30 protein-coding genes are annotated in these 24,510 nt (G+C 59.0%); 13 read left to right on the top strand and 17 right to left on the bottom strand.

From position 1 onward, the window contains the following. Positions 1-6: 6 nt before the first annotated feature. From FHT86_RS11375 to FHT86_RS11360, 4 genes are all read right to left on the bottom strand, one after another. Positions 7-258: a BON domain-containing protein gene (locus FHT86_RS11375; protein ID WP_133706827.1), complete on the bottom strand. Its 252-nt coding sequence runs from the start codon at positions 256-258 to the stop codon at positions 7-9. Between the two features lie 10 nt (positions 259-268). Continuing rightward, a complete protein-coding gene (locus FHT86_RS11370) occupies positions 269-724 on the bottom strand; it encodes a hypothetical protein (RefSeq protein WP_246779427.1) in 456 nt (151 codons plus the stop codon). A 202-nt stretch (positions 725-926) separates the two neighbouring features. Then, positions 927-1,160 (bottom strand): hypothetical protein, encoded by a 234-nt coding sequence (locus FHT86_RS11365; protein WP_210297678.1) that lies wholly within the window; start codon positions 1,158-1,160, stop codon positions 927-929. A gap of 184 nt (positions 1,161-1,344) precedes the next feature. After that, complete coding sequence (locus tag FHT86_RS11360; RefSeq protein ID WP_133706825.1) at positions 1,345-1,551, bottom strand: cold-shock protein; 207 nt, start codon at positions 1,549-1,551, stop codon at positions 1,345-1,347. Positions 1,552-1,944: 393 nt separating this feature from the next. Between FHT86_RS11360 and FHT86_RS11355 the strand changes: the two genes are divergently transcribed. Further along, positions 1,945-2,547: a superoxide dismutase gene (locus tag FHT86_RS11355; RefSeq protein WP_120703556.1), complete on the top strand. Its 603-nt coding sequence runs from the start codon at positions 1,945-1,947 to the stop codon at positions 2,545-2,547. A 115-nt stretch (positions 2,548-2,662) separates the two neighbouring features. Further along, positions 2,663-3,511, top strand: a complete 849-nt coding sequence (locus tag FHT86_RS11350; RefSeq protein ID WP_133706824.1) for a metallophosphoesterase — start codon at positions 2,663-2,665, stop codon at positions 3,509-3,511. Positions 3,512-3,514: 3 nt separating this feature from the next. Here the strand turns inward: FHT86_RS11350 and FHT86_RS11345 are convergent, their stop codons facing one another. Beyond that, on the bottom strand, positions 3,515-4,411 hold the full coding sequence (locus tag FHT86_RS11345; RefSeq protein WP_133706823.1) for an AraC family transcriptional regulator: 897 nt from the start codon (positions 4,409-4,411) through the stop codon (positions 3,515-3,517). Further along, a complete protein-coding gene (locus FHT86_RS11340) occupies positions 4,395-4,553 on the bottom strand; it encodes a hypothetical protein (protein ID WP_166656784.1) in 159 nt (52 codons plus the stop codon). Before FHT86_RS11340 ends, FHT86_RS11345 begins: the two co-directional genes overlap by 17 nt. A 23-nt stretch (positions 4,554-4,576) precedes the next feature. On the opposite strand from FHT86_RS11340, the gene FHT86_RS11335 reads away from it, so the two are divergent. Then, positions 4,577-5,359, top strand: a complete 783-nt coding sequence (locus tag FHT86_RS11335; protein ID WP_133706822.1) for an SDR family NAD(P)-dependent oxidoreductase — start codon at positions 4,577-4,579, stop codon at positions 5,357-5,359. A gap of 53 nt (positions 5,360-5,412) precedes the next feature. Here FHT86_RS11335 and FHT86_RS11330 read toward each other — a convergent pair whose 3' ends face one another. Then, positions 5,413-6,114: a YafY family protein gene (locus FHT86_RS11330; protein ID WP_133706821.1), complete on the bottom strand. Its 702-nt coding sequence runs from the start codon at positions 6,112-6,114 to the stop codon at positions 5,413-5,415. Positions 6,115-6,242: 128 nt separating this feature from the next. Between FHT86_RS11330 and FHT86_RS11325 the strand changes: the two genes are divergently transcribed. The 3 genes from FHT86_RS11325 to FHT86_RS11315 all read left to right on the top strand — a co-directional run bounded on the left by FHT86_RS11325 (position 6,243) and on the right by FHT86_RS11315 (position 8,505). After that, the gene (locus FHT86_RS11325; RefSeq protein WP_133706820.1) at positions 6,243-6,878 is read left to right on the top strand and encodes a LysE family translocator; all 636 of its coding nucleotides are present in this window, start codon (positions 6,243-6,245) and stop codon (positions 6,876-6,878) included. A 159-nt stretch (positions 6,879-7,037) separates the two neighbouring features. After that, a complete protein-coding gene (locus FHT86_RS11320; protein ID WP_133706819.1) occupies positions 7,038-7,481 on the top strand; it encodes a cytochrome c in 444 nt (147 codons plus the stop codon). Between the two features lie 109 nt (positions 7,482-7,590). Beyond that, positions 7,591-8,505: a cytochrome c gene (locus FHT86_RS11315; RefSeq protein ID WP_133706818.1), complete on the top strand. Its 915-nt coding sequence runs from the start codon at positions 7,591-7,593 to the stop codon at positions 8,503-8,505. Between the two features lie 25 nt (positions 8,506-8,530). On the opposite strand, the gene FHT86_RS11310 is transcribed toward FHT86_RS11315, so the two are convergent. After that, on the bottom strand, positions 8,531-9,301 hold the full coding sequence (locus FHT86_RS11310; RefSeq protein WP_133706817.1) for a class I SAM-dependent methyltransferase: 771 nt from the start codon (positions 9,299-9,301) through the stop codon (positions 8,531-8,533). Positions 9,302-9,418: 117 nt separating this feature from the next. Here FHT86_RS11310 and FHT86_RS11305 point away from each other — a divergent pair, with 117 nt between their 5' ends. After that, on the top strand, positions 9,419-10,036 hold the full coding sequence (locus FHT86_RS11305) for a C39 family peptidase (RefSeq protein ID WP_133707129.1): 618 nt from the start codon (positions 9,419-9,421) through the stop codon (positions 10,034-10,036). A gap of 39 nt (positions 10,037-10,075) precedes the next feature. Here FHT86_RS11305 and FHT86_RS11300 read toward each other — a convergent pair whose 3' ends face one another. Then, positions 10,076-10,564 carry a GNAT family N-acetyltransferase gene (locus FHT86_RS11300; RefSeq protein ID WP_133706816.1) on the bottom strand — a complete coding sequence of 163 codons (489 nt, stop codon included), beginning with the start codon at positions 10,562-10,564 and terminating at the stop codon, positions 10,076-10,078. 357 nt (positions 10,565-10,921) lie between these two features. Between FHT86_RS11300 and dmeR the strand changes: the two genes are divergently transcribed. The 3 genes from dmeR to bla all read left to right on the top strand — a co-directional run bounded on the left by dmeR (position 10,922) and on the right by bla (position 13,302). Next, positions 10,922-11,194, top strand: coding sequence for a Ni(II)/Co(II)-sensing transcriptional repressor DmeR (gene dmeR / locus FHT86_RS11295; RefSeq protein ID WP_133706815.1), 273 nt, complete (start codon positions 10,922-10,924; stop codon positions 11,192-11,194). 37 nt (positions 11,195-11,231) lie between these two features. After that, entirely contained in the window at positions 11,232-12,191 is a 960-nt protein-coding gene (gene dmeF, locus FHT86_RS11290) for a CDF family Co(II)/Ni(II) efflux transporter DmeF (RefSeq protein ID WP_133706814.1), read from the top strand. Positions 12,192-12,276: 85 nt separating this feature from the next. Further along, positions 12,277-13,302, top strand: coding sequence for a class A beta-lactamase (gene bla / locus FHT86_RS11285; RefSeq protein WP_133706813.1), 1,026 nt, complete (start codon positions 12,277-12,279; stop codon positions 13,300-13,302). A 90-nt stretch (positions 13,303-13,392) separates the two neighbouring features. Here bla and FHT86_RS11280 read toward each other — a convergent pair whose 3' ends face one another. From FHT86_RS11280 to FHT86_RS11270, 3 genes are all read right to left on the bottom strand, one after another. Beyond that, positions 13,393-13,920 (bottom strand): hypothetical protein, encoded by a 528-nt coding sequence (locus FHT86_RS11280; protein WP_133706812.1) that lies wholly within the window; start codon positions 13,918-13,920, stop codon positions 13,393-13,395. A gap of 73 nt (positions 13,921-13,993) precedes the next feature. Then, positions 13,994-15,502, bottom strand: a complete 1,509-nt coding sequence (locus FHT86_RS11275; RefSeq protein ID WP_133706811.1) for a YdiU family protein — start codon at positions 15,500-15,502, stop codon at positions 13,994-13,996. Positions 15,503-15,619: 117 nt separating this feature from the next. After that, positions 15,620-16,582, bottom strand: coding sequence for a homocysteine S-methyltransferase family protein (locus tag FHT86_RS11270; protein WP_133706810.1), 963 nt, complete (start codon positions 16,580-16,582; stop codon positions 15,620-15,622). Between the two features lie 226 nt (positions 16,583-16,808). Between FHT86_RS11270 and FHT86_RS11265 the strand changes: the two genes are divergently transcribed. Next, complete coding sequence (locus FHT86_RS11265) at positions 16,809-17,426, top strand: TetR/AcrR family transcriptional regulator (RefSeq protein ID WP_133706809.1); 618 nt, start codon at positions 16,809-16,811, stop codon at positions 17,424-17,426. Here the strand turns inward: FHT86_RS11265 and FHT86_RS11260 are convergent. Next, complete coding sequence (locus FHT86_RS11260; protein ID WP_133706808.1) at positions 17,423-17,941, bottom strand: DUF1697 domain-containing protein; 519 nt, start codon at positions 17,939-17,941, stop codon at positions 17,423-17,425. The genes FHT86_RS11265 and FHT86_RS11260 overlap by 4 nt on opposite strands. 20 nt (positions 17,942-17,961) lie before the next feature. Continuing rightward, the gene (locus FHT86_RS11255; protein ID WP_133706807.1) at positions 17,962-20,055 is read right to left on the bottom strand and encodes a S9 family peptidase; all 2,094 of its coding nucleotides are present in this window, start codon (positions 20,053-20,055) and stop codon (positions 17,962-17,964) included. 392 nt (positions 20,056-20,447) lie between these two features. Here FHT86_RS11255 and FHT86_RS11250 point away from each other — a divergent pair, with 392 nt between their 5' ends. Next, positions 20,448-20,837: a DUF930 domain-containing protein gene (locus FHT86_RS11250; RefSeq protein WP_133706806.1), complete on the top strand. Its 390-nt coding sequence runs from the start codon at positions 20,448-20,450 to the stop codon at positions 20,835-20,837. Positions 20,838-20,944: 107 nt separating this feature from the next. Here the strand turns inward: FHT86_RS11250 and FHT86_RS11245 are convergent, their stop codons facing one another. After that, positions 20,945-21,277 (bottom strand): chaperone modulator CbpM, encoded by a 333-nt coding sequence (locus FHT86_RS11245; RefSeq protein ID WP_133706805.1) that lies wholly within the window; start codon positions 21,275-21,277, stop codon positions 20,945-20,947. Between the two features lie 3 nt (positions 21,278-21,280). Beyond that, positions 21,281-22,192 (bottom strand): DnaJ C-terminal domain-containing protein, encoded by a 912-nt coding sequence (locus FHT86_RS11240; protein ID WP_133706804.1) that lies wholly within the window; start codon positions 22,190-22,192, stop codon positions 21,281-21,283. A gap of 272 nt (positions 22,193-22,464) precedes the next feature. Between FHT86_RS11240 and FHT86_RS11235 the strand changes: the two genes are divergently transcribed. Beyond that, positions 22,465-23,259, top strand: coding sequence for a polysaccharide deacetylase family protein (locus FHT86_RS11235; protein WP_133706803.1), 795 nt, complete (start codon positions 22,465-22,467; stop codon positions 23,257-23,259). Between the two features lie 64 nt (positions 23,260-23,323). Here FHT86_RS11235 and FHT86_RS11230 read toward each other — a convergent pair whose 3' ends face one another. Continuing rightward, positions 23,324-24,496 (bottom strand): AI-2E family transporter, encoded by a 1,173-nt coding sequence (locus tag FHT86_RS11230; protein WP_133706802.1) that lies wholly within the window; start codon positions 24,494-24,496, stop codon positions 23,324-23,326. Positions 24,497-24,510: the final 14 nt, after the last annotated feature.

Here is a 24,510-nt window from a genome sequence, read left to right as displayed (position 1 = left end):
CTAAACCTAGCCTCTGACGATCTGGTTGTCGACGCGTGTCGCGCCGCAGATCTCAATCGCGATTTCCCCGGCGCGGTCGATCTCTTCTTCGGTCGCGAGCCAGCCGCTAAGGACGATCTTGGAGCCGTTCACGGTCACGAAAACATCAGCACCGTCGATATCTTCAGCCATGGCCAGCGCGTTTTCGACCGCCAATTCAAGATCGGCCGATTTGGGCGCATTGAGACGCGCCGATTTGGAGGCGAGTGAGGTTGTCATACCTGTTGTCCTATTGCCCATAGCCCGCTGCATTCTGGGTTGCGTGCACTGTGCCCATCGATATCGTTCTCGCGGCTCGTATGCTGCTGTCGAGCAGCGCATCCGGAATCTGGGGTCCGTACCGTCCCTTGTGGACCGCCAATGCCCGCTTATAGGCTTCTGCAAACAGATCGATTCTGATCCAATGCTCGTCCGCCATATGCAGTAGCCAGAACAGAAAGGCGCCAGCCGACGATGTCGTCAATTCGCCAAGACGGCTGGCAGGAATATTGAAGGCGCCGGTAGGCATCTTCGCCCGGAGGCCAAAATCGTCGACCAGCCAGTCATCGTTTTCAAAAAGAGGTGTCCGGCTGTCCATGAACGCGGTGTCCCTGACATAGCGGGACGAACGGTTGTCGAAGGAATGGGCACGGCTATCGGACAGATGGGCATTGTTGATTTTGTTGGCATTATCAGTGTGCATCATGATTCCTTCCGGTTTGGCTGATGGTCCCGGATGTGATGCGGCGAGATGCCTGCGGCGATTGTCATCAGTCTCCGCAGAAAAAGCGGGCTCCGGTCGCGGGAGGCGTTCGGCTCTCGGAACTGCCCACGGTTTCGAGCGAACCGTCGCGTAAGACAAAGCGCTCAAAAGCTGTTGCAGCGTCTGGCCGACGCGATGACCCGGTCTATTCGGCTTTTGCCGCTGGTGCGATCTCGGTCGGTTCTATGTCGACTTCCTGTGTCACCCGTTCCTGGGCAACTTCGTCATTGCGCATCCGGTATTGCGGGGAATTGTCCCTCGCCGGAAGATAGGCCGTGATCCGGTAGATTTCCGCCGCCTTTGGAGAGAGGCCTTTCCGGCTTTTCAATCGAACGGTCTGGCCGATGGGAAAACGGTGGGTGGACACGGTGCACTTCATCTTTCCGGCCATGTCTGTTGCGATGGCCCTGTATCACAGCGCGTTCGCGCAAATATGGTCTCTCGGGAAATGCATGTCCGGCAAGACGGCAGGAATGCCGCTTGCCGAACATTTCGGCTTGATTGTCAACGGAACGATTGCGGGCTGCCAGTACATCCGTGGTCAGCGCCGCATTCCATTCCAATCACGCCAATCTGAGGTTGCTGATCGAGCTGCGGCCCATGCCGTCCTGCTCGATCTCGAAAATCAGCTTCTGCCCCTTGGCCAGCGTTTCCAGCCCGGCTTTCGCCACCGTTTTCGCGTGAACGAAAATCGCGACGCTGCCGTCGGTCGGCTGAATAAAGCCGTAGCCCTTTTCCAGGTCGAAATTCTTGACGATACCGTTGAACATGCTGTCTCCTCCGGGGCATGGCATGGTCGAATGCCGACAGCGGCGCCGTGCATATTCAAGACCATACGGCTGAGGAGATCGGCGGGTCGAGAACCTCTGACGCCGCGAGAGCCAAACTGCCCAAGACGATAGAAAAACAACTACAGGCTGATTAAGGCTTAATTGAGACCAGCGACAGGTGAGGGAGCGAATAGGCGGTTCAACACCGCATATTCGCAGTTTCGCCATAGGCGATACCGGTGCGATTGGGGTAAGCCGTACCCGACTGAAGGGAAGGTAAATTTTCCTCCAGTCCGCGATTTTTTGGCATGTCGCCGGTTGCCCTTGCCACCGTCCCCTCCTATGTTCCCGATCACCTGCCGACGCAATTTTTTGCCAAGAGGAGATATGACCATGGCTTTCGAATTGCCTGAACTTCCCTATGATTACGAAGCGCTTTCCCCCTTCATGTCGCGTGAAACCCTCGAGTATCACCACGACAAGCATCACAAGGCCTATGTCGACAATGGCAACAAGCTGGCGGCCGAAGCTGGTCTTGCCGATCTCTCTCTCGAAGAGATCGTGAAAAAGTCCTTCGGCACCAATGCCGGTCTCTTCAACAATGCTGCCCAGCACTACAACCACATCCATTTCTGGAAGTGGATGAAGAAGGGCGGCGGCGGCAACAAGCTGCCGGGCAAGCTGGAAGCAGCCTTTGCCTCCGATCTCGGCGGCTACGACAAGTTCAAGGCCGATTTCGCCGCTGCCGGCGCCACCCAGTTCGGCTCCGGTTGGGCTTGGGTTTCCGTGAAGAACGGCAAGCTCGAGATCTCCAAGACCCCGAACGGCGAAAACCCGCTCGTTCATGGTGCCACGCCGATCCTCGGCGTCGATGTCTGGGAACATTCCTACTACATCGACTACCGCAATCTGCGTCCGAAGTATCTCGAGGCCTTCATCGACAGCCTGATCAACTGGGACTACGTCCTGGAGCGCTACGAAGCCGCCACGAAGTAAGCTTTGCCGTCTAGGCTCGCTTTTACACCCGGCGCTGTCCAAGCGTCGGGTGTTTTCATATCCGTCGTTTGATATCGTCCGACTATCATCATCCTGCCAGCCCCAGGGAGGCTGTATGCCGTCTCCGTCCGCTCCACTCTTCCGTTTCGGTGTCGTCGCCGATCCGCAATATGCCGCCTTGGAGCCCAATCTTGCGCTTGACCGCTACCCTGCGAAGAGCATTGCCAAGCTTGAAGACGCAATTGCGGAATTCAACCGGCACGATCTCGCCTTCGTCGCCACCCTCGGCGATATCATCGACGGCATCTGGGAAAGTTTCGACACGGTTTTGCCGATCTATGAGACCTTGCGACACGAACGGCATTTTCTGCTCGGCAATCACGATTTTGCGGTCGCAGCGGAGCATTTGACGAACGTCGCAAGCCGGGTCGGCATGCCGTCGGCCTATTATGATTTCGCCCATGCCGGTTATCGTTTCATCGCGCTTGACGGCAACGAGATCAGCCTCTTCGCGCCACCGGAGGGCGAACCGCGTCGAGAGGAGGCCAAGGCGCTGATGAAGGCATTGCAAGACGCCGGCGCGCCGAATGCGCATCGCTGGAACGCTGCCGTCAGCGACACGCAATATGCCTGGCTCGCCGCCAAATTGCATGAGGCAAAAGCGGCTTGCGAGAAGGTAGTCATTATGAACCACTACCCGGTTTTCCCCGAGAACTCGCATAACGCGCTCGATTGCGACCGCATGCTGGCGCTATTGGCCGAACATGATCACGTTGTTGCCTATCTCAGCGGCCACAACCATGCCGGCAATTTCGGCGTTGTCGACGGCACTTATTTCATCAATTTCAAAGGCATGGTCGATACCGAAGACAGCAATGCCTATGCGATCGTCTCGGTTTATGAAGACCGGCTCGAGATCACCGGCTTCGGGCGCGAGGCCGATAGGACTTTGGCGTTGCGCTAATGTTCATTCCGCTGCCATCCGCATGTCCGCCACATCCCGCTTCGGCGGCGCGCCGAACATGCGGGTATATTCGCGGCTGAACTGCGAGGCGCTTTCGTAACCGACCCGATAGGCTGCATTCTCCACATTGGCGCTGCCGGCGACCATGAGGCGGCGGGCCTCCAGTAGCCGCATTTGCTTCTGATATTGCAGCGGCGTCATCGAGGTCAGCGTTTTGAAATGCTGATGGAACGAGGAGGGGCTCATGCGCGCGGCGGCGGCAAGCTGTTCGATGCGCACCGGCTCAGTGAAGTTGTCGCGCAGCAGGTGGATGGCGTCGGCAATGCGGCGCGTCTGACTGTCTGGAAGCACCAGCTTGCAGACCTCGCCGCCGTTCGGGCCGGTGAGCATCCAGAAACAGATTTCCCGCATAATTGCCGGATAGAGCACCGGAATAGCCCTCGGAGTCGCCAGTAGGCCGGTCAATCGCATCAGGCAATCGGCAAGCGGCTGGCTGAGGTCCTCGACAAAGATACCGAGACGGGCACTGCCCGTCGGCTTCGGCGGCGTGTCGAGCTGCTCCATCACCTCGCGCATCATGCCGACATCGAATTCAAGAGAGATGGCGACATAAGGTTTCTCCGCACTTGCCTGGATCACCCGGCCGGATGCGGGCAGCTCGATGCTGATAATGAGGGCTTGCATCTCGGCATAGTCGATCACCCTGTCGTTCAGCATCAATTGCTTCGCACCCTGGACGACGACGCAAAGCGCCGGCTTGTAGACCATCGGATGCGGCATCTTCAACTCTGTCGAACGCATGATGTGAAGGCCATCGATACCGGTCGAAAATACACCGTTGTCGCCACCATCGCTGGCTTCGATGAATTGCATGAGCGCATCTTTAAGAGCGGACGACATCTTCGTTCTCCGGAGCAAGCTGTTGCTTTACCGCTATCATAGCCGCGTCATCGCGCCGGGCAAGGTGGTTGGAGGAATAGGCAAGAAATTCGAGAGTTCCGGCATTCAAGGAGATGGTGCAGCGGGCGTAAGTTTCCGTCATCAAACATTCCTTGGAGAACGGCAATGACGACCGAAAATATAGATAAATCAAAGGTGAAGATCGCAATCATTACGGGCGGTAGCCGCGGTCTCGGCCGAAACACGGCCGTTCATCTCGCCCGACGCGGCATTGATTCCATCCTGACCTATCACTCAAATCGGGCAGAAGCGGAAAGCGCGGTTGCCGAGATCGAGGCTCTCGGACGGAAGGCTGTGGCGCTGCAACTCGATGCCGGCGACGTTGCGTCCTTTGACGCTTTCATCTCTGAACTCGGCCAAGCGCTGCGCCAGGAATGGGGGTACGATCGCTTCGATTTTCTCGTCAACAATGCCGGGACGGCCTATCATGCCGCCTTCACGGAAACGACGGAAGCCGAGCTCGACAAGCTTTACAACGTCCACTTCAAGGGCGTTTATTTTCTGACGCAAAAGCTGCTGCCTCTGATCCAGGATGGCGGCCGCATCGTCAATATCTCTTCCGGCCTCGCTCGCTTCAGCTTCCCGGGCTCGTCAGCTTACGGGGCAATGAAGGGTGCGGTCGAGGTTCTGACGCGGTATCTGGCCAAGGAACTCGGCGCGCGCGGCATCGCCGTGAATACCGTGGCGCCGGGCGCTATCGCCACCGATTTCAGCGGCGGCGTAGTGCGCGACAACCCTGAGGTCAACAAGCTCGTCGCCTCCATGACTGCGCTCGGTCGCGTCGGCCAGCCCGATGACATCGGCCCGATGATCGCTTCGCTGCTGTCGGAAGACAATCGCTGGATCAATGCGCAGCGCATCGAAGTGTCCGGCGGCATGATGGTTTAAGTCTCAGATCGCCGGGCAGGCCAGGCCGGTCTGGCGATCATCGACCGGCGTCATCAGCCGCCGGCAGGTTGCGCACTCAATTGCCATCCGTTCACCCAAATCTGCCGCAATCCATCTCCTTCGCCCTTGAACCATAGTCCCGTCGCCTCGCAACCCTCGATACGGTCACTACGGAAATTGCGGATCGCCTGGCGCAGCTCGCACCAGGCGACGATATTCGCGGTTTCGGCATAATAGATAAGGGCGATCGGGCGGATGATACGCTCGGTGGCGCGGCCCAATTCGTCGCGATAGGAGAGATCCAGTTTCTCCTCGTCGCGAATGGCACGGCGCACCAGAGCGAGATCGATGGCGGCGGCCGAAGGCGCGGCAAAGCCCCAGGCGTGCAAGGCGTTAGCGTCGAGTGTCTGGCGGAGCGGCGGCGGCACTGCGCCCGCGATCTTGGCGCTGACGCGCTTGGCTGCGAGTTTCAGCTCATTGTCCCCGGTGCGCTCCAGCAGCGCCAGCGACAGCACGATCGCCTCCATCTCCTCGATTGAAAACATCAGCGGCGGCAAGTCGAAACCGGGACGCAGGATATAGCCGATGCCCCGCCCGCCTTCGATCGGCACGCGCATCGCCTGCAACGCGACGATATCGCGATAGACGGAACGCACCGTCACCTCCAGCCGGTCGGCGATGACAGCCGCTGTCACCGGCTTTTTCGCCAGCCGCAGGATCTGGATGATCTCGAACAAGCGTGACGCCTTGCGCATTTCATCCCCACGATTTGAAGGCTCCTGACAACACCCTGTCAGTTGGACTGATCTATAAAACTTCCTATCGGATTGAAAATCAACAAGTTCCTCTGCGGCTCGCTCGCATATGACGATAGGCAACTGACATGGATTATAGCGAAAACCTCTGGCTTTTCTTTCTCCTCCTCTTCGGAATCATCATCGTTCCCGGCATGGACATGCTCTTCGTGCTCGCCAATTCGCTGACCGGCGGGCGCAACAGGGGACTGGCCGCCACCGGCGGCATCATGCTCGGCGGCGTTGTGCATTCGCTGAATGGCGCGCTGGGTGTCGGTCTGCTGATGCATTTTGTGCCGATCCTCTTCAATCCGCTGCTCGTTGCCGGTGCGGCCTACATGGCCTTCATCGGCATCACGCTGATGCGCAGCTCGATTACCGTCGGCCACGAAGGGCCGGCTGGCAGTCGTTCGGCCTGGCGGGCTTTTCGTCAAGGCGCGGTTACCTGCCTCATCAATCCCAAGGCCTATCTCTTCATGTTCGCCGTCTATCCGCAATTTCTGAAGCCGGACTACGGCCCGATCTGGATACAGGCTGTTATCATGGGGCTCATGACAATTGGCACTCAATTCGCTGTCTATGGCGGGCTTGCGGTCACCGCCGGCCGCAGCCGCGATCTGCTGATCGCCAATCCCAGAGCGACCGCCTTTGCCGGCCGCACCGCCGGGCTGCTCCTGTTCGCGGTATCGGCATTTACCGTCTGGGAGGGGTGGAAGACGGCGTGACTTCGGATACGAAATCTGGCATATGTCTTAAATATGACGCTGATTTTGCTCAGCTCTCACCACTTTGTGACTTCATTGCAAGAGCGGAAACCGGCAAACATGTCGGCCGTGACTACGCGCCGGCCGCATTAGCGGTCCAGATCACATATGGAGAGGTCTATGAAGTGGAAAGCGATTGTGGCTGCGACGGTTTTGGCCGGCGTTGCCTTTGGTTCAGTCATTGCGGCCGATGGCACGCATGATTCCCGTATTGCGATGATGAAGAAAATCGGCGGCGCTGCCGGCGCTCTCGGCGCCATCGCCAAGGGCGACAAGCCCTACGATGCTGCTATCGTCAAGACCTCGCTGACGACGATTGCCGAGACGGCCAAAGCTTTCCCGGACCAGTTCGGCCCGAACAGCGACAAGACCGATGCTGAGGTCAATCCAAAGCTCTGGGACAACTTCGACGACTTCAAGGCCAAGGCTGCCAAGCTTTCCGGCGACGCTGAGACGGCGCTCGCCCAGCTCCCGGCCGATCAGGCCGGCGTCGGCGCCGCGTTGAAGACGCTCGGTGCGGATTGCGGCGCCTGTCATCAGGCTTACCGCGTCAAGAAGGACTAAGCGGTAGGCCGGCATCGTCCGAAAATCAGGTCAAGCATCCGCATCGGCTTTGCTGCCGGTGCGGATTTTAGTATCTCTTGATGCACGCTGAATACGGGGAGTGCGAGGCATGGTTGCGCGATTTGTCCGGTGGCTGCTCTGTCTTGTCGGCCTCGCCATCATCGGCTTCGGCGCCTTCTATTTCATCACCGCGCCGTCACCCCTGCCGGCGAGCCATTGGGCAAATCTCGGCGACCCCGATATCAAGAACGGCGAGCTGGTGTTCTGGGCCGGCGGCTGTACGAGCTGTCATGCTGCGTCGGGCGCGCAGGGCGATGCGAAATTGGTCCTATCGGGTGGCCTGGCGCTGAACAGCCCCTTCGGCACTTTTCATGTCCCTAATATCTCGCCGGATGAAAAGGCGGGCCTTGGCAATTGGACGCTTGCCGATTTCGGTAACGCCATGAAGCGCGGCGTCGGCAAAAACGGCGAGCATCTCTATCCGGCTTTCCCCTACGGCTCCTATGCCCGCATGAGCGACAAGGACATCAACGACCTCTGGGGTTTCTTGAAGACTTTGCCGAAGAGCAGCAACGTCGCGCCGCCGCACGAGCTGCCGTTCCCCTTCAATATCAGGCTGGCGCTTGGCGGCTGGAAGCTTCTCTATTTCAACGATCAGCCGCGCGTTGTCATCGCCAATGCCGACGACAAGATCAAGCGCGGTCAATATCTGGTGGAAGGCCCGGGCCATTGTGGCGAGTGCCACACCCCGCGCGACCAGCTTGGTGGCTTTCTGAGGGACCAGTGGCTGGCCGGCGCTCCGAACCCGGAAGGCAAGGGCCGCATCCCCGACATCACTCCCGGCTCGAAAGCAATCGGCAACTGGAGCGCAGGTGACATCGCCAACTACCTCGAAACCGGCTTCACCCCCGATTTCGATTCCGCCGGCGGCTCGATGGCGGAAGTCCAGCAAAACATCGCTCGCCTGCCAGCCTCGGACCGCGAGGCGATCGCGGCCTACCTGAAGGCGGTGCCGGCGCAATGAGAAGTAGGGTGGCCGGCTACCCCTCTCAGCGCCGCTTTGCCAGATAGAGATGCGTTTCGTATCGCAACTCGAATTCTCCGCCGTGCGCAGTGATAACCTCCGCTATCGCCGCAAGCAGCGCCTCCCTCCGGTCGTCCGCCAGAAGCCGGTAACTTGAGAGCGTACGAAGCAGATCGGTATAGCTTGCCGCGCTATGCATCCGGCTCCAGGGATAGCATCGGTGCATTGCCGGTTCGAAATATTTGGATTCGCCAAGTAATTTCGCGAAAGGACCGTCCGGCAGATACCACGCTTCCGCTGGTGGACCGGCGAGCGATGGCGCGTAGTGTGTATAGAGATGCGCGAATTCTGCGGCGAGTGGAGGCGCCGGCGGCATAGGTACATTTCCGAAAACGGCAAGTGTTCCGCCAGGCACAAGCTGTTCAGCGGTCTTGGCAAACCGCACCTCCGGTGCGACCCAGTGCAAGGACTGGGCTGCCATCACGAGCTTGAACGCTGCCGTCTCACCCGGCCACGCCTCAAAGGTGGTTTCCGCGAAACGCACATTGAGAAATTCCTGAAGGTTTTTCCGCGCGATGCCGATCAAATCCGTGCCCGGATCAAGCGCGAGGATAGAAAAACCGTGGCGTGCAAACCCGCGTGTCGCTTGTCCCGTGCCACAGCCAATCTCAAGGACCGCATCTCTCCCGTCCAAACCAGCAAACGCGGCGATGTCATCGAAAACGGGCTCGGGATAGGTCGGGCGAGCATCGCCGTAGAGGGCTGCCACGTCGTCAAAAGTGAACCGTTGTTCCAAGGCGGTTTCCTCGGTTGAAATGCGGGATAGGAGGCCTTTTTTCTAGCGCATTTTGGTTGAACTTTACAGCGCGATGAATTTCGGTTGCAGGGGCAGGAGCGGGCGATCATGGACGGAATGGCAGAGCGCAGGATTCCTTATTTCAGCCAATGGGAGACGCCTGACATGACCATGGCGGTGCTGGCGGAAGGGGCGCGGACGGCGCTGCTGAAAGACCCGCTATGGGCGGGTTCGGGAGCCCGGGATGTCGAGGATTACGCCCGGTGGGCCGGCAATATCTGCGGCATGGCCTGCCTGAAGATGGTCCTTGCCGCGCGTACCGGCGAAATCGTGCCGACCGTGGATCTCGCGCTGGCATGCAAGGAATATGGCGGCTATGTCGAAGAACCGGACGGCAAGATCAAAGGGCTGATCTATGCGCCATTCGTTCCCTTCGTCAAAGATCGGTTCGGCTTGAACGCCAGGGTCCTCACCGGGATTTCCGTCGCAGATATCGGCGATATTCTGACGCAATCCGAATTCTTCATAGCGTCTGTCCACCACTCCATCCGCTGGCCGGACACCGAACCGCCATCGAAGGGTGGACATCTTGTGTTGGTGACGGCGGTTAACTCCAACATGGTCCGCTTTCACAATCCCTCCGGGCACGAGCCTGCGACGCGCGAAAATGTCGAATTGCCGCTGGAGATATTCGACCGGTTCTTCGCCGGACGAGGGATCGTCATCGATCTCTGATGACAGGAAGATCTTTGGCGATCCCGGCGTTGGTCCGTTTCATGCAAGCGCCTGCAGATAGCGCATGCCGGTGACGGGGCGCGGTTTGAAATCCATTTGTTCGTAGAAGCGGTGCGCCTGGACATTCCCGGTCGCGGCACTGACGGAGAGGTAGCCGCAGCCGGCCTTGCGGGCGACGTCGCGAGCGCGGTCGACGAGATGCTGGCCGACGCCATGGCCGCGATGGCCGTCGCGCACGAAGAGGTGATGCAGGTCCATGCCGCGTTGACCTTCCTGCGCCCGGTAGAGCGGTACGAGGATGGCGTAGCCGATCAGTCCGTTTTCGCCTTCCGCCACTAGGGCCGTGATCCACGGCACCGGGCCGAAGAGATCTCGTTCGAGCTGTTCCGGGGTGGTGGCTGAAGGATCGCCGTGATGGGCGGCGAGCAGCCGGATCATGTCGTTCAACTCCGGCAAATCGCGGGGGTGCGCATGGCGGATAGTGATGACAGGCGGGCGGAGAAGTGAAATTTCGCTATCATCTAGCATGGGGTTTGGCGTCCTTTTTCGAATATGCCGTCAGGACGCTGCCGATACAACAAAGCCGCCTGACGGCGGCTTGTTGACAAAATGATCTGTCTCGGCCGCCCCTTACAGGTACAGCCAAAAATACGAGCAGTTATGGAGCGCGTGCGTGATCATGGGCGCATAAATGATCTGGAATGGCGGATTTGTCAATGGGGAGGCTCAATGCCTCCTCATGAGCCATGTGCGACATCGGTAATGCGGTTGATTTCGATCCGCGGGCGTCAGCGCGTCAGTCTATCGCACCCGCGTGTCACCGAGCGCGGGTTTTCTCTTGGTGATAATTATAGTATACCCCCCTATATTATAAACGAGGCCGACATGTCCCATACTATCCGTCAGCAAGCCAAGCTACTTTCCCGCGTTCGCCGTCTCAAAGGACAGATGGAGGCAGTGGAGAGGGCGCTGGAGGCCGAGCGGCCCTGTGGGGAGGTCTTGCAGCTTCTCGCTTCCATCCGTGGCGCCCTGACAGGACTGACCGGCGAGATATTGGAAGATCATCTGCAGGAGCATGTGCTCCAAGCCGAAAGCGAGCAGGCTCGCCGCCAGGCGGTCGATGAAATATCCGATGTGCTGAAGACCTATCTGCGCTGATCAGAGGCTTTGGTAACCCCAACGGGAGACTGATTTCATGAGTACTTCTTCGGATGCGTTGACGCATAGCCATGTATTTCTGGGCGCCGATCATCGTCGTAACGAACGCCGCATCTGGCTGGTCATCGCACTGACGACGGTGATGATGGCGGTCGAAATCGGCGCCGGCACGCTGTATGGCTCGATGGCGCTGGTCGCCGATGGCTGGCACATGTCGACGCATGCCAGCGCCATGCTGATTTCGGCGCTGGCCTATCTCTATGCCCGCCGCCACGCCCACAATTCACGCTTCACCTTCGGCACCGGGAAACTCGGCGATCTTGCCGGCTTCGCCAGCGCTATCGTCCTCGCCATGATCGCGCTGTTGATGGCCTGGGAAAGCCTGCTGCGATTGCAGAATCCGGTGGCAATCAATTTCCGTGAGGCGATCGCCATTGCCTTTGTCGGCCTCCTCGTCAATCTTGTCAGCGCATGGCTGCTGCGGGACGATCACGACCACCATCATCACGGGCATGGACATGATCATCACCACGCGCATGACCATCACCACGATCATGATCATGGCGGCAAGGACAACAATCTGCGCTCGGCCTATGTCCATGTCATCGCCGATGCCATGACCTCGGTTCTGGCCATTGTCGCCCTTCTACTCGGCAGCCGCTTCGGCTGGACCTTTCTCGATCCGCTGATGGGCATTGTCGGTGGTCTGGTGATCTTGCAGTGGTCCTGGAGCCTCTTGCGTGCCTCAGGCGCAATCTTGCTCGACTTCATCCCTCCGGGCGAGGACCTGCCGGATGAGATCCGTGAGGTCATCGAAACGGACGCCGACCGCATCACCGATCTGCATGTCTGGCAAGTCGGTCCTGGCCATCATGCGGCGATCGTCGCTGTGGTAACGCCGGAGCTACGTGACCCTGCCTTCTACAAGGCAAGGCTGGCCGGTATCCACGAATTGTCGCATGTCACCGTTGAAGTCACGGTCAAAAAAGCAGCATAAAGTCTGATGGAAACTGGGCGCGTCAGAGGCTTGCCATATTCCTCGCTTAGCTCAGAATTCGCCTGATTCCGCTGGAGGCTTCCGCATGCGCATACTGCTTACCCGCCGCCGCCTCTTGGCAGGCTCGGCGTTGCTTCTTCCCGCTCTGACATTTGGGCCCAAAGCCCTGTTTGCGCAGGACGCCAGCGCCAACAAGAGCCCCAACGCGACAGCTCCCGTGCCCGACGCATCCGATACCCAGGATAATTCCGTGGCACCCGACGACGGTCCGGACATGGATGACGACCAAGGTCCCGACAATTCTCAATTGACGGATGATGCCGACAAGCAGTTGGCGGATCTGGAAAAGAAGACAGGCGGCCGTCTCGGTGTTTCCGTGCTGGATACGGAAACCAACATTTCGCTCGGCTATCGCGAAGCGGAGCGATTTGCGCTGTGCAGCACCTATAAGGCGCTTGCTGTCGGCTTCGTGCTTGCCCGTGTCGACCAAGGCGTAGAGAAGCTCGATCGCCGTGTCACTTACGGCAAGGACGTGGTCGTCACCTATTCGCCGGAGACCGAAAAGCATGCCGGTACCGACGGTATGACGATCGCCCAACTTTGTGGGGCTGCAATCACGCTGAGCGACAACACCGCCGGCAATCTGCTGCTCGACAGCTTCGGGGGGCCGTCGGCGCTAACCGCATGGCTGCGTACGACCGGCGACACCGAAACCCGGCTCGACCGCAAAGAGCCTGACGTCAACCAGGCAATCAAGGACGATCCGCGCGACACGACGACGCCTGATTCCATGCTGGATACGATCGGGCTTCTGACGCTCGGCAATACGCTGTCGGAGACCTCGCGCGATCAATTGTCGAACTGGCTGGTCAACAACACCACCGGCAATGCCCGTCTGCGCGCCGGTCTGCCGAAGGAATGGAAGGTCGGCGACAAGACCGGCACCGGTCAGAACGGCTCTTATGCCGACGTCGCCGTCATATGGCCGACCGACCGCGGCCCGATTCTCGTCACTACCTATGTCGGCGAAGCAACTGCACCGGCAAAAGATATCGAAGCCGTCTTCGCCGAAGTCGCCAAGATCATCGCGGGCATGGTGGGGGTAAAATAGTAGCGTCTTGAAATGTAAATAGTAAAATCAAGGCGATACAAACTTGATGTGAATCAGGATCGTATCGCCTTCATGTCATTTCGAGGAAGCTCAAGCGATGGATAAGGCGGCGGCCGCACTATCCGTTTCGTCGCCGTCGTCGGCCTGGTTGTCGTTGCCGAGCTGCTGCTTGATTTGATTGGCGATCTCATCGTTGATCGCCTTCTGCTGGTCCGCCGGCAACTTGCTGAATGAATCTTCCGTCAAATTGTGTTGTTCCAGATATTGAGCGCGGATCTTTTCTGCCGGCGTCATGTTCGCCAGCTTGGCGAACTCGTCCAGGATATCCTGGCTCGAAGATTCGCTCGATGATTCGGAACCGTCGATGCTGGGAGCCGCGCCATCGCTCTGGTCGGCGTCGACATCTGATGTCGATGGCGCCGTCTGACCGGTCTGGCTGAGCCAAAAGGCGGACGAAATGGAGGAGGGGACGCCGCTGGATGTGATCGACGGCGCCTGCGCCTGCTGCTGGTCGCTGTCGTCGGGCAGCATAAACGCCGTGCTGTCGTCAGTCTCTGTATCCTGCTGGCTCTTTATCGGGCTGCTGAAAAAACTCTGGGTGCTGTGATGAACTTTCATCGTCATATCTCCCTGTGGGTTGACGCGACGATGACTCCGCAAACATGTCCGGGGCTTGTGTGCTAAGTCTCTCTTACGTTCCGCAGAAGGTCTGCAGCACCCGCTCCGCCGGCTGCGGTGGTTCGGCATAGGGCGCGAAAGCCGGCTGGTCCTCGTAGGGCTTGGCAAGCACCGTCAGCAGCACCTCGAACAGTGAAAAATCATCGTCCTCGACCGCCGCTTCAATAGCCTGTTCGACTCGATGATTGCGCGGAATGAAAGCCGGATTCACCCCCCGCATCGCCCGTGCACGTTCGCTGGGCAATTGTGGTTCACGATTGAGTCGCTCTCGCCAGCGAACCAGCCATGGCGCAGCGGAATCTGGATCCTTGAAACTGGCCGTAAAAGGGGCCTCGCTGTCGTCGCTTTCAGCGAGAGTGGAGAGCCGCCGGAAGGTTAGCGTGAAATCCGCTTCTTGCTGTTGCATCAACGCCAACAGTGCCTGGATTAGATCGAGATCGTCGTCTTCCTCGGTTGCAAGACCGATCTTGCCGCGCATGCCGGCAAGCCAATGGGCCTGAAAACGCTCGCCATAGGTCTTGATCACGCCATTTGCCAGGTCGACGGCCGCGTCCAGCGACGGGTCGATCAATGACAGCAGCGTTTCGCCGAGCCTAGCGATGTTCCATTGGCCGATCGCCGGTTGGTTGGCATAGGCGTAGCGGCCATGGCGATCGATCGAAGAAAAAACAGTTGCCGGATTGTAGCTGTCCATGAAGGCGCAGGGGCCGTAGTCGATCGTTTCGCCGGAAATAGTCATATTGTCGGTGTTCATCACCCCATGGATGAAGCCGACATGCAGCCAGCGGGCGATCAAGGCTGCCTGCCGTTCCGCAACGGCTTCCATTAGTGCGAGATAGCGGTTTTGTCTGTCCTTGATCTCCGGATAATGCCGGTCGACGACATGGTCGGCGAGGATGCGCAGACTGTCCGTATCGCCGCGTGCGGCGAAGTACTGGAAAGTGCCGACACGGATATGGCTTGCCGCGACGCGGGTGAAAACGGCACCGGGCAGCACTTCTTCACGATAGACGCGCTCGCCAGTGGTGACAGCCGCCAGTGCCCGTGTCGTTGGAATGCCGAGCGCATACATGGCTTCACTGACGATATATTCGCGCAAGACCGGCCCAAGCGCCGCTCGTCCGTCACCGCGCCGCGAAAATGGCGTTGGCCCGGCCCCCTTGAGCTGGATATCGCGACGCCTGCCGCTGTGGTCGGTGACTTCGCCGAGCAGAATCGCCCGGCCATCCCCGAGCTGCGGCACAAAACCGCCGAACTGATGGCCGGCATAGGCCATTGCAATCGGCTCGGAACCCGGCAGGAGCTTGTTCCCGGAAAAGATCGCCGCTCCATCCCGCTCCAGTACGTCTGCGTCGAGCCCTAGATCGCGTGCCAAAACCGTGTTGAATTTGATCAGCCGTGGCGCTGCGACCGGCGTAGGCGCCTGTTCCGCAAAAAACTGCGGCGGCAGGCGCACATAGCTGTTGTCGAACGGTATCGGCGGTGCATCTAGCACCGCATTGTCGTGAAGGGGTGAGCTCATGGCTCTAAGGTAGGGCTGGCGAGGACGACACGCAAGGTTCTGCGCGGGGAAAGCACGTCGTCGTCGTTGTCCGCGGTCAAGGCATTTGATCGTTGCACTCCAACCTTGCAGGCTATCTCAGGCGCTCGCCGCCTCGCGTGGCAGGCAGGCTTCGCAGATTGCCGCAACATGGCGATGGTCGGTGCCGCAGCAGCCGCCGAGCACACGCAACTGCGGCATACGACGGGTAAGCTGCCGGTAGCGACGGCCGAGATCGGCTGGGTCGCCATCATCGAGCGTCTCGCTCTCGTCGAGTTCGGCATGGCTCATCATTGAGGCGTTGGCGCGCAGACCCCAGATGCGTTTGACCCAAGCACTGTCATCATCGAGCGCGCTATCGAAATGGCTGGGATGGGCGCAGTTGATCATGTAGTAGACGGGTGACCCGTCGCTTGCGGCATCAGTGCTTTCGATCGCCTCCTGTATAGTTCGCCCGGTCACAAGCCTGCCATCCGTCTCCACGGTGAAGGCGATCGCACATGGCATGCCGTGCGTCTTGGCGGCGCGGGCGATGCCAATCGCCTCATTGATGTTATTGATCGTCAGAGCGGTCACCATGTCCGCTTCCGTGCCGGCGAAGCTCGCGATTTGTGCGCTGTGAAAGTCCTCGGCTTCTGTCGCGTTCATCCTACCCGCCTTGTACCCGTCGCCGCGCGGGCCGATGTTGCCGCTGATAACGACTGGGGTCGTGGGACGTTCATACTCCGAGCGTAGCTCGCAAAGCATTGCCACCGCATCCTCGTTGACCGCCTTGAGTGCACGAGCATCATAGCCGAGCTTTTCGCCCCAGTCGGCGCTGGCCCGCCATGTGGGGGTCTCAAGCACGAAGCCGGTACCGTGGCGATTGGCGATGTCGAGATAGCGCCGATAGTAATCCTTGGCCTTCTGCCGGCCCTCCGGCGTCGCCATCAGCACGAAGGAAGCAAATTGCGGCAACTCGACGCCCTCATGAAATATCAGCACCGTTTCCATGCCACCATCTGTCAGGAACATACCGCTTCTCTGCTGCGGCAGATCGTTTCTGTATTTGGATTTGGCCATTTTTGATCTCCACCCCTTGATATCTCCCGGCCATACGCTGGCACTGCAGAAGGGTCGATTTTCGCTTATTTAACATCTGCTAAAATAGAGGATTTGCGGTATACTACACATATGAAATGACATTTCGTTTTTTATTCAATGGCTTATGGCCTCGATCTCGCGCTGATCCGGAGGCGCGGCCCTGGGTTTGTGCAACAATACTGTACCGCTGGTACAGGAGGGGATCATGCGAAAGGGTGACGAAACGCGCAGCCGGCTGCTGGAGGTTGCCGAAGCCGCCGTGCTGGCAAAGGGTTTCGGCGGCACCTCAATCGATGAACTGATCGCCGAAACCGGCATCACCAAAAGCGGGTTCTTCTATCACTTCCGCGACAAAAACGAACTCGCCAAGGCGCTCATCCAGCGCTACATCGAAAACGACAACCGGATCTATGACGAGATTTTCGGGCGCGCCCGTGAACTGATGGACGATCCGCTGCAATCTTTCATGCTTGGCTTGAAAATGCTGTCAGAATTGTTGTCCGATCTGCCGAACGGCCATCCCGGATGCCTTGTCGCAGGCTTTTGCTACTACGAACGGCTATTCGATCGCGAGATCCAGGAGATCAACCGCGAGGCGGCGCTGACATGGCGGCGACGTTTCCGGGGGATGTTTGAAGAGATCATGGTTGTCTACGAGCCACGCGAGCCGCTGGATGTCGATCAGCTCGCGGATATGGTGTCGACCGTGCTTGAAGGCGGCATTGTGTTATCGAAGGCGCTGAAGGAACCCAATAGCTTGTCGGACCAGATCCTGGTGTTTCGCAGTTTTATCAAGCTGCTGTTCCGGCCTCGCTTTAGCTAGCTTTCCATCTCCCGCGCCATTTCCACCAGTTTTCGGACAGTATTGAGGTTCCGCGACGTCCCGGCTTTCAGCGCCGGCAGCTTCAATTTCGAGCGTCCGGAGCCATCGGGATAATGAACGTAGATCTCCTTGCCGGCGACATGCACCTCTTCGCCGCCAGGCGCAACCAACTTGTCGAGAGCGTCCGCCGGTGGATGTTCGGGGAGGAAGTTGACGAGCAGATAGTTCGGCTTGGCATGCGGGAAGGGCGAGCCTTCCGCCGCGGCCTCCATTTCTTGACGGCTACGCAGGATAACGCCCGGCGATTTGCCCATCTTGACCGCCAGTGCTTCTTCCAGATGCTTCTGCACCGCTATCTCGTCCTTGTCGGACTGAAAGAGCACATTGCCGCTCTGGATATAGGTCTTCACATCGGTGAAGCCGATGTCCTCGCAGAGCGCTTTCAGCTCGGCCATCGGCAGAGTGCCGGTGCCGCCGACGTTGACGGCACGCAGCAGGGCGACATAGACCGGCATGAGTTCCTCCCAAAGTCTTGCTAGATCTTCTCAGCAACCTTGATGGCGAAGCTATATTCGAAGGCGATTTCTTCCAGGCGCTGGAAGCGGCCGGAGGCGCCGCCATGGCCGGCATCCATGTTCGTCTTCAAGAGGATCGGCGCATCGCCGGTGGTCTTCTCACGCAGCTTGGCCACCCATTTCGCCGGCTCCCAATAGGTGACGCGCGGATCGGTCAAGCCGCCAAGCGCCAAGATCGGAGGGTAGGGCTTTTCGCCGACATTGTCATACGGGCTGTAGGCGGCGATCTGGTCGTACTCTTCCTTGCTGTCGATCGGATTGCCCCATTCCGGCCATTCCGGCGGCGTCAGCGGCAGCGTGTCGTCCAGCATGGTGTTGAGCACATCGACGAAGGGTACGGCAGCTATGATGCCGGCGAATTTCTCCGGCGCCATGTTGGCGACCGCGCCCATCAGCATGCCGCCGGCGGAGCCGCCCTCGGCGATGATCTTCGCGTACGAGGTGAACCTCTCCTGATTCAAATAGTCGGCTGCGGCTATGAAGTCCTTGAAGGTATTGGTCTTCTTGTCCATCTTTCCGTCTTCGTACCAGGCAAAGCCCTTGTCCTTGCCGCCGCGGATATGGGCGATGGCATAGACGAAGCCGCGGTCGGCGAGCGACAGGCAATTGGTATTGAACCCGGCGGGAATGGTGATGCCGTAGGCGCCGTAGCCATAGAGCAGGCAGGGTGCGGAGCCGTCGAGCGGTGTATCCTTGCGATAGAGCAGGGTCACCGGCACCTGCTCGCCATCCCAGGCGGGGGCGAAGACGCGGCGCGTGACATAGTCGTCGGGATTGTGGCCCGAGGGGACTTCCTGCGTCTTCAACAAAGTGCGCTCGCGCGTCACCATGTTGTAGTCGTAGAGCTGGCTTGGCGTCGTCATCGAGGAATAGGAGAAGCGGATGACGTCGGTGTCGTATTCGGCGGCACCCTGCAAGCCCAGCGAATAGGCTTCTTCGTCGAAGGCGATAGCGTGTTCTTCGCCGGAGCGGCGGTCGCGGATGATGATCCGGGGCAGGCCGTCCTTGCGTTCAAGCCAGATGAGATGGCGGGCATAGGCCATGTGATTGAGGATCAGCGTGCCTGGCTTGTGAGCCACGACATCGCGCCAGTTTTCCTTGCCCGGCTTGTCGACCGGCGTTTCCATGATCTTGAAATCCTTGGCGTCGCCGTCGTTGGTGAGGATGTAAAAGACATCGCCGCCCTCCGCCATTTCATATTCGATGCCGGTGTCGCGCGGGGCCACCAGCTTTGGCTCGGCCGCAAGGTCCGAGGTCGGAATGATGCGGTATTCGCTGGTCTCGTGATCGTGGATGTCGATGAAGATGTAGTCGTCGAGCAGCGAGCCGCCGACCCCCATGAAGAAGCCGGAATCCTCCTCTTCGTACACCAGCCGGTCTTCCGACTGCTGCGTGCCGACGATGTGATGGAAGATCTTCGAAGGACGATGATTTTCGTCCTGCAGCGTGTAGAAGAAACTCTTACCGTCGGGCGCCCAGACACCGCCGCCGCCGGTATTCTCGATCACGTCGGCCAGATCTTCGCCGGTCTCGAGATTGCGGACCTTCAGCGTGAAATATTCCGAACCCTTGTCGTCGTAGCCCCAGATGCCGTGGCTATGGTCTGTGGAATGGTCGATGCCGGAAAGGCGAAAATAGGACTTTCCCTCGTTTTCCTTGTCGCCGTTCAGAAGCAGCTTGCGCTCGCCGCCGTCGCGCGCCTCGCGGAAATAGTGCGGCTGCTCGCCGCCGGTGACGTAGAGCGTGCCGTAGGCATAGGGACCGTCCTTGACCGGCACCGAGCTGTCATCCTCCTTGATGCGGCCCTTCATCTCGGCAAAGAGCACCTTCTGCAGCTCTTTCGTATCCGCCATGGCCGCGTTCATATAGGCATTCTCGGCCTCCAGATGCGCGCGGATTTCGGGGTCGAGGATCGACGTGTCCTTGAACATCGCCTGCCAATTGTCGGCGCGCAGCCAAGCGTAATCGTCGCTGCGGCTAATGCCGTGGCGCGTGTCCGTGACCGGTTTTTTCTGAGCGGCAGGCGGGGTGGGGAGGTTCTTGAATGAAGACACGAGAAGGCTTTCTCCGGAATAAAAGTCGGATATGAGGTGAGGAAGAGATAGAGGGCGCTTGCCTGACGTTCAAGCGGCAATTGCCCGCTCAAGCCCCGCGCAAGCAGATGATAATAAGCTTAAGTGCAGCCGATAAAGGCAGAAGCGCTCGCTTAGAGCTGCCTTGATGTGACCACATTCTTTAACGAAGTCCGCTTAGCGTTGCGTCGATAATGACGGCGGCTTGAACCGCCTTCCCTGATGGAACAGACGCTGCCTAGAGCGCCATGCGTTCATTCGAACGCACAAAGGTCGCTCTGGCTCTTTGAATTTAGAGCATCCTATTCGCTTTCCGGTGATTCCACCTGAAAGCGGGATGTTCTAGCCCGGAAGTAAGCAAGGGATCGGTCTTCATGCTGAAATTCATTGCCATTCTTGTGCCGTTGGCCTCCATTGCGACCTCCGCTTTCGCTGTTGATGCGACCATGAAAAAGGAACTGGAAAAGCTCGATCCGTCAGAGCGGATGGAGCAGACCTGCGATGCTGAGGCGATGAAACGCATCGGCACCGAGAAGACCGGCTTCAAGCCAGACAAGGTCATCGCCTATACCTTCGGCGACCCGAACATGGCTCCGGATTCGATGAATGCTCCTGGCGCGGTCTTTCGCAGCAAGGGAGACTGGTATCATCTCTCCTATAAGTGCACGACAGGCCCGCAGCACATTCATGTACGGGACCTGAATTACGAGATAGGGGACAAGGTGCCGCGCGATAGCTGGCAAAAATATTATCTCTACGATTGATGCCTTGGGAGTGGTTCAGCTTCTCACGGAATCGCAGAACCGCTCCATCTTTCGTTTTTTGGCAATTCCGGGCGGAAAACCGCTTCGCACTTTTCCTTGGAATTGCCTTAACGCCGTCTTTGGCGCTCCAGTCGATAGAGATCGGAGAGAATATGCTCCTGTACATCAGCGTTCTGGCGACAGACGGCGTCCGTCAGGTCGCGTAGCGTGCCCCTCAGCCCATGAAGCTGATCCACCAAATCCATTACCAGATCGACGCCGGGCTCGTTGACACCCATTGCGTTGATCAGGTCTAGGATCAACTGCCCGCGCGCCAGGTCCGCCTCGCGGAAATGCCGGCCTTCCCCCGTGGTTTCGGGAACGAGCCAGCCCTGTTCAATCCAGACTTCCAGCACCGTGTTGTCGATCTCGAGACGCAAACGAAACTCGCTCTCGTTCATCGCTCAGCCTCCCATGGTCTTTCTGGGATCATGCATCTTGCCGGCCGGCCATTCGGAAGCGAAGGCCGTAAGCTCGCTATCCGGCGCGTCCGGCAAGACGATCTTCAACGAAACATAGGCGTCGCCGCTTTCCTTGCCACGCACGGGCACACCTTTGCCCTTCAGCCGCAAGACCTTGCCGGTGTTGGAGTTCGGTTGAAGCGTGACGGTGACCGGGCCGGAGGGTGTGGGCACGCGGATCTTGCCGCCGAGCACTGCCTCCGTGAGGGAAATCGGCAATTCCAGTCTGATGTCGTCGCCATCTCGAACGAAAAAGCGGTGCGGGCGCACATGCACTTCGATCAGCGCATCCCCAGGCGCACCGCCACCAAAACCGGGATCGCCCTTGCCACGTAGGCGCAGCGTCTGTCCGTCGCGGGTTCCCGGCGGTATCTGCACGTCGAGTGCTGGTCCTTCCGGCAAGCTTATCTGTTTTTTCGCGCCGTTGATGGAGTCGAGAAAGTCGACCTCCATGGAATAGTGGCGATCCTGACCCTGCATTCCGGACTGACCTCGGCTGCGACGTGAGAAGAAGCTGGAAAGTATATCGTCGGTATCGCCGAAATCAGCGAAACCTCCGGCATTGCGGTAGGGGCCGCGCTGGCCTTCGCTCGTCGCGTAATCGCGATAGTAGCTGCGTGGCGGCTGTTCCGCACCGCTGCCGTCGATTTCGCCGCGGTCGAAGCGCGCGCGCTTCTCCTCGTCGCCGAGGATGCCGTAGGCCGCGGAGACTTCCTTGAACTTGTCCTCGGCCTGTTTGTCGCCGGGGTTGAGATCGGGATGCAGCTTTTTCGCAAGCTTGCGATAGGCGCTTTGAATATCTTTTTGCGGGGCGTCCCGTTTTACGCCCAGAATGTCATAGGGATCACGGCTCATGAATGTTTCCCTTTGGGAGCACAGGAAAATACGCAGATAGTGATAGGCCGGCCTCGTATCAATCGTACCATAAATGATAGAACGCTGTGGCCGCGACTGCGGTGGTGTGACCGTTGGCGCATTTGTGATGAAGAATAGCCGGCGTTATGGGCAGGCTGCCATATTTCCGTCGCCTTGCCGGACGATGGCGGGCAGAGCGGCAAGGAGCCTATGGTAATTGTGCACCTTTTCCGCCAGACTTTATTTCGTTCGATCTGACGGGTAGCTGCCTGATGAACCGTTTTCTGCTGACGTCCGCATTCCTGCTCGCCGCCGTTCCGGCTGCCTTTGCCGCCGAGCCTGCAGCGCAGCCCGTCGTCTGGCCGCAGCTTCCGCCAAAGGCTCCAACCTCAAACGTCAAGCTCGTCGAGCCTCATCTCCACGTCAATCGCGCTGGCAAGGGCGCACCGCGCATTGCCCTGACCTTTGATGCCTGCATGGGCAAGACCGATCCGCGCATCCTCAGCACTTTGGTCGATCAGCAGATCCCGGCGACGATCTTCGTCACCGCCCGCTGGCTGCGGAGCAACCCCGAAACGCTCGCCGTCTTCCTCGCTCATCCCGACATCTTCGAACTTGAAGATCATGGCCAGAATCATATTCCCGCGGTTGATGTCCCGACCAAGGTCTATGGCATTCCCGCCGCCGGCTCGCCACAGGCGGTGGCGCAGGAAGTCAAAGGTGGCGCCGATGCCATGGTCGCCGCCGGTATTCCACAGCCGCGTTGGTTCCGGGGCGCGACGGCGAAATACAGTCTGTCGGCCATCGCACAGATCCGTGGCATGGGTTATCGCATTGCGGGCTATTCGGTGAACGGCGACAGCGGCTCCCTGCTGCCGGCCAAGATGGTGGAAAAGCAATATGCCTCCGCCAAGGATGGCGACGTCATCATCTCTCACATCAACCAGCCGACTCATGCCGCAGGCGAAGGCGTCGCCGCAAGCATTCTCGCGCTGAAGGCCAAGGGTGTACAGTTCGTCCGTCTGCAGGATATCCCCGAGAAGGGGGATGACGACACTACCAACTGAGGTGTGTTGGATGCCCTGCTGAAGCAAGCATCCGAAAAGCGACAACCGCCCTTAGCCGACGTTCTCACTCCGGCAATTGCGGCTGCACTTTTTCGTCGAAAAACAGTTCGTTGACGACGGTCATGACGATCAGCGATAGCGGCAGGGCAAGCATGGCGCCGACTGCGCCCCACATCCAGGTCCAGAAGATGATGGCGAGGAAGACGACAAAGGGATTGAGTTCCCATTGCCGGCCCATGACCGCCGGAAACACCAGGTTTTCCACGGCGAGATGGACGGAGAAGAAGGCGACGGCGGGTGCGAGACCGAAGACAATATCGTCATGGGTGATGATGCCGGCGATCGCCAGCGCGATCGTTATCGTCGCGATCCCGACGAAAGGAACGAAGCTGGAGAGAAAGGCAAAGACACCCCAAAGGATCGGCATGCTCATGCCGCCAAAATAGGCGATAACGGTCATGACCACGCCGAGGCCGGCATAGATCAGCGCGGCTGTCGCGAAATAGAAGCCGAGCACTTGCTCCACTGCATTGATGATACGGATCGCAGTCAGCCGCGATGTCCTAGTGGCGAAGGTCATGATGATCGTTTTGCGCAGAGTGATGCGGCCGGCGAGGAACAGCAGCAACGCCGCGAAAAAGATCAGGCCCTGGACGATGGCAGGCGTCAGGCTGTTGGTGAGAACATGCAGTACATTGCCGGTATTTTCGAGCAGCACATTCATTGACATCGGTCCGCTTTCAAAGGTCTGCGGCGTGATGTGCAACCATTTTATCCGCTCGAGATAAGGCATGAGCCGATCGACGGTGCGTTGGAAAACGTCAGGCCCCTCCTGCGCCAGCGTCGCCATCGGCCCGGCGAGTGAATTGATGATCAGGAAGATGACCAGCGCCACCGCTGATGACAATAGAACGGCGTTGAGGACGCGCGGCACGCCGAGCTTGCTGAGCTTTTCAGCCGCCAGCCCGAGGATCATGCCGACGACGATGGCGAGCGTCACTGGGATGAGGATGATCGACATCATGGAAACGCCCGCCAATGCCAGGACGAGGAAGATGCCGATTACGGCCCAGGCCGAGGCGATATCCAGCGCGTCTTTTTCGATGTGGTGGGAGGAGGCGGCATTCTCCAAACGCTCGGTATCCGCTCGCAACGCTTCCACCCAGGCGCTGGAACGCCCTTCGCGCGCTATCGTCAGTCTGCGCGCCTGTTTGCGTATGCCGTTGGCGATATCCATCCCTGACATGTCCC

The organism is Rhizobium sp. BK313 (assembly GCF_014193655.1).
In the GTDB taxonomy this organism is placed as follows: Bacteria; Pseudomonadota; Alphaproteobacteria; order Rhizobiales; family Rhizobiaceae; genus Rhizobium.
The sequence above is the reverse complement of the archived record's forward strand: the minus strand, read 5'-3'. Positions and strand labels throughout refer to the sequence as shown.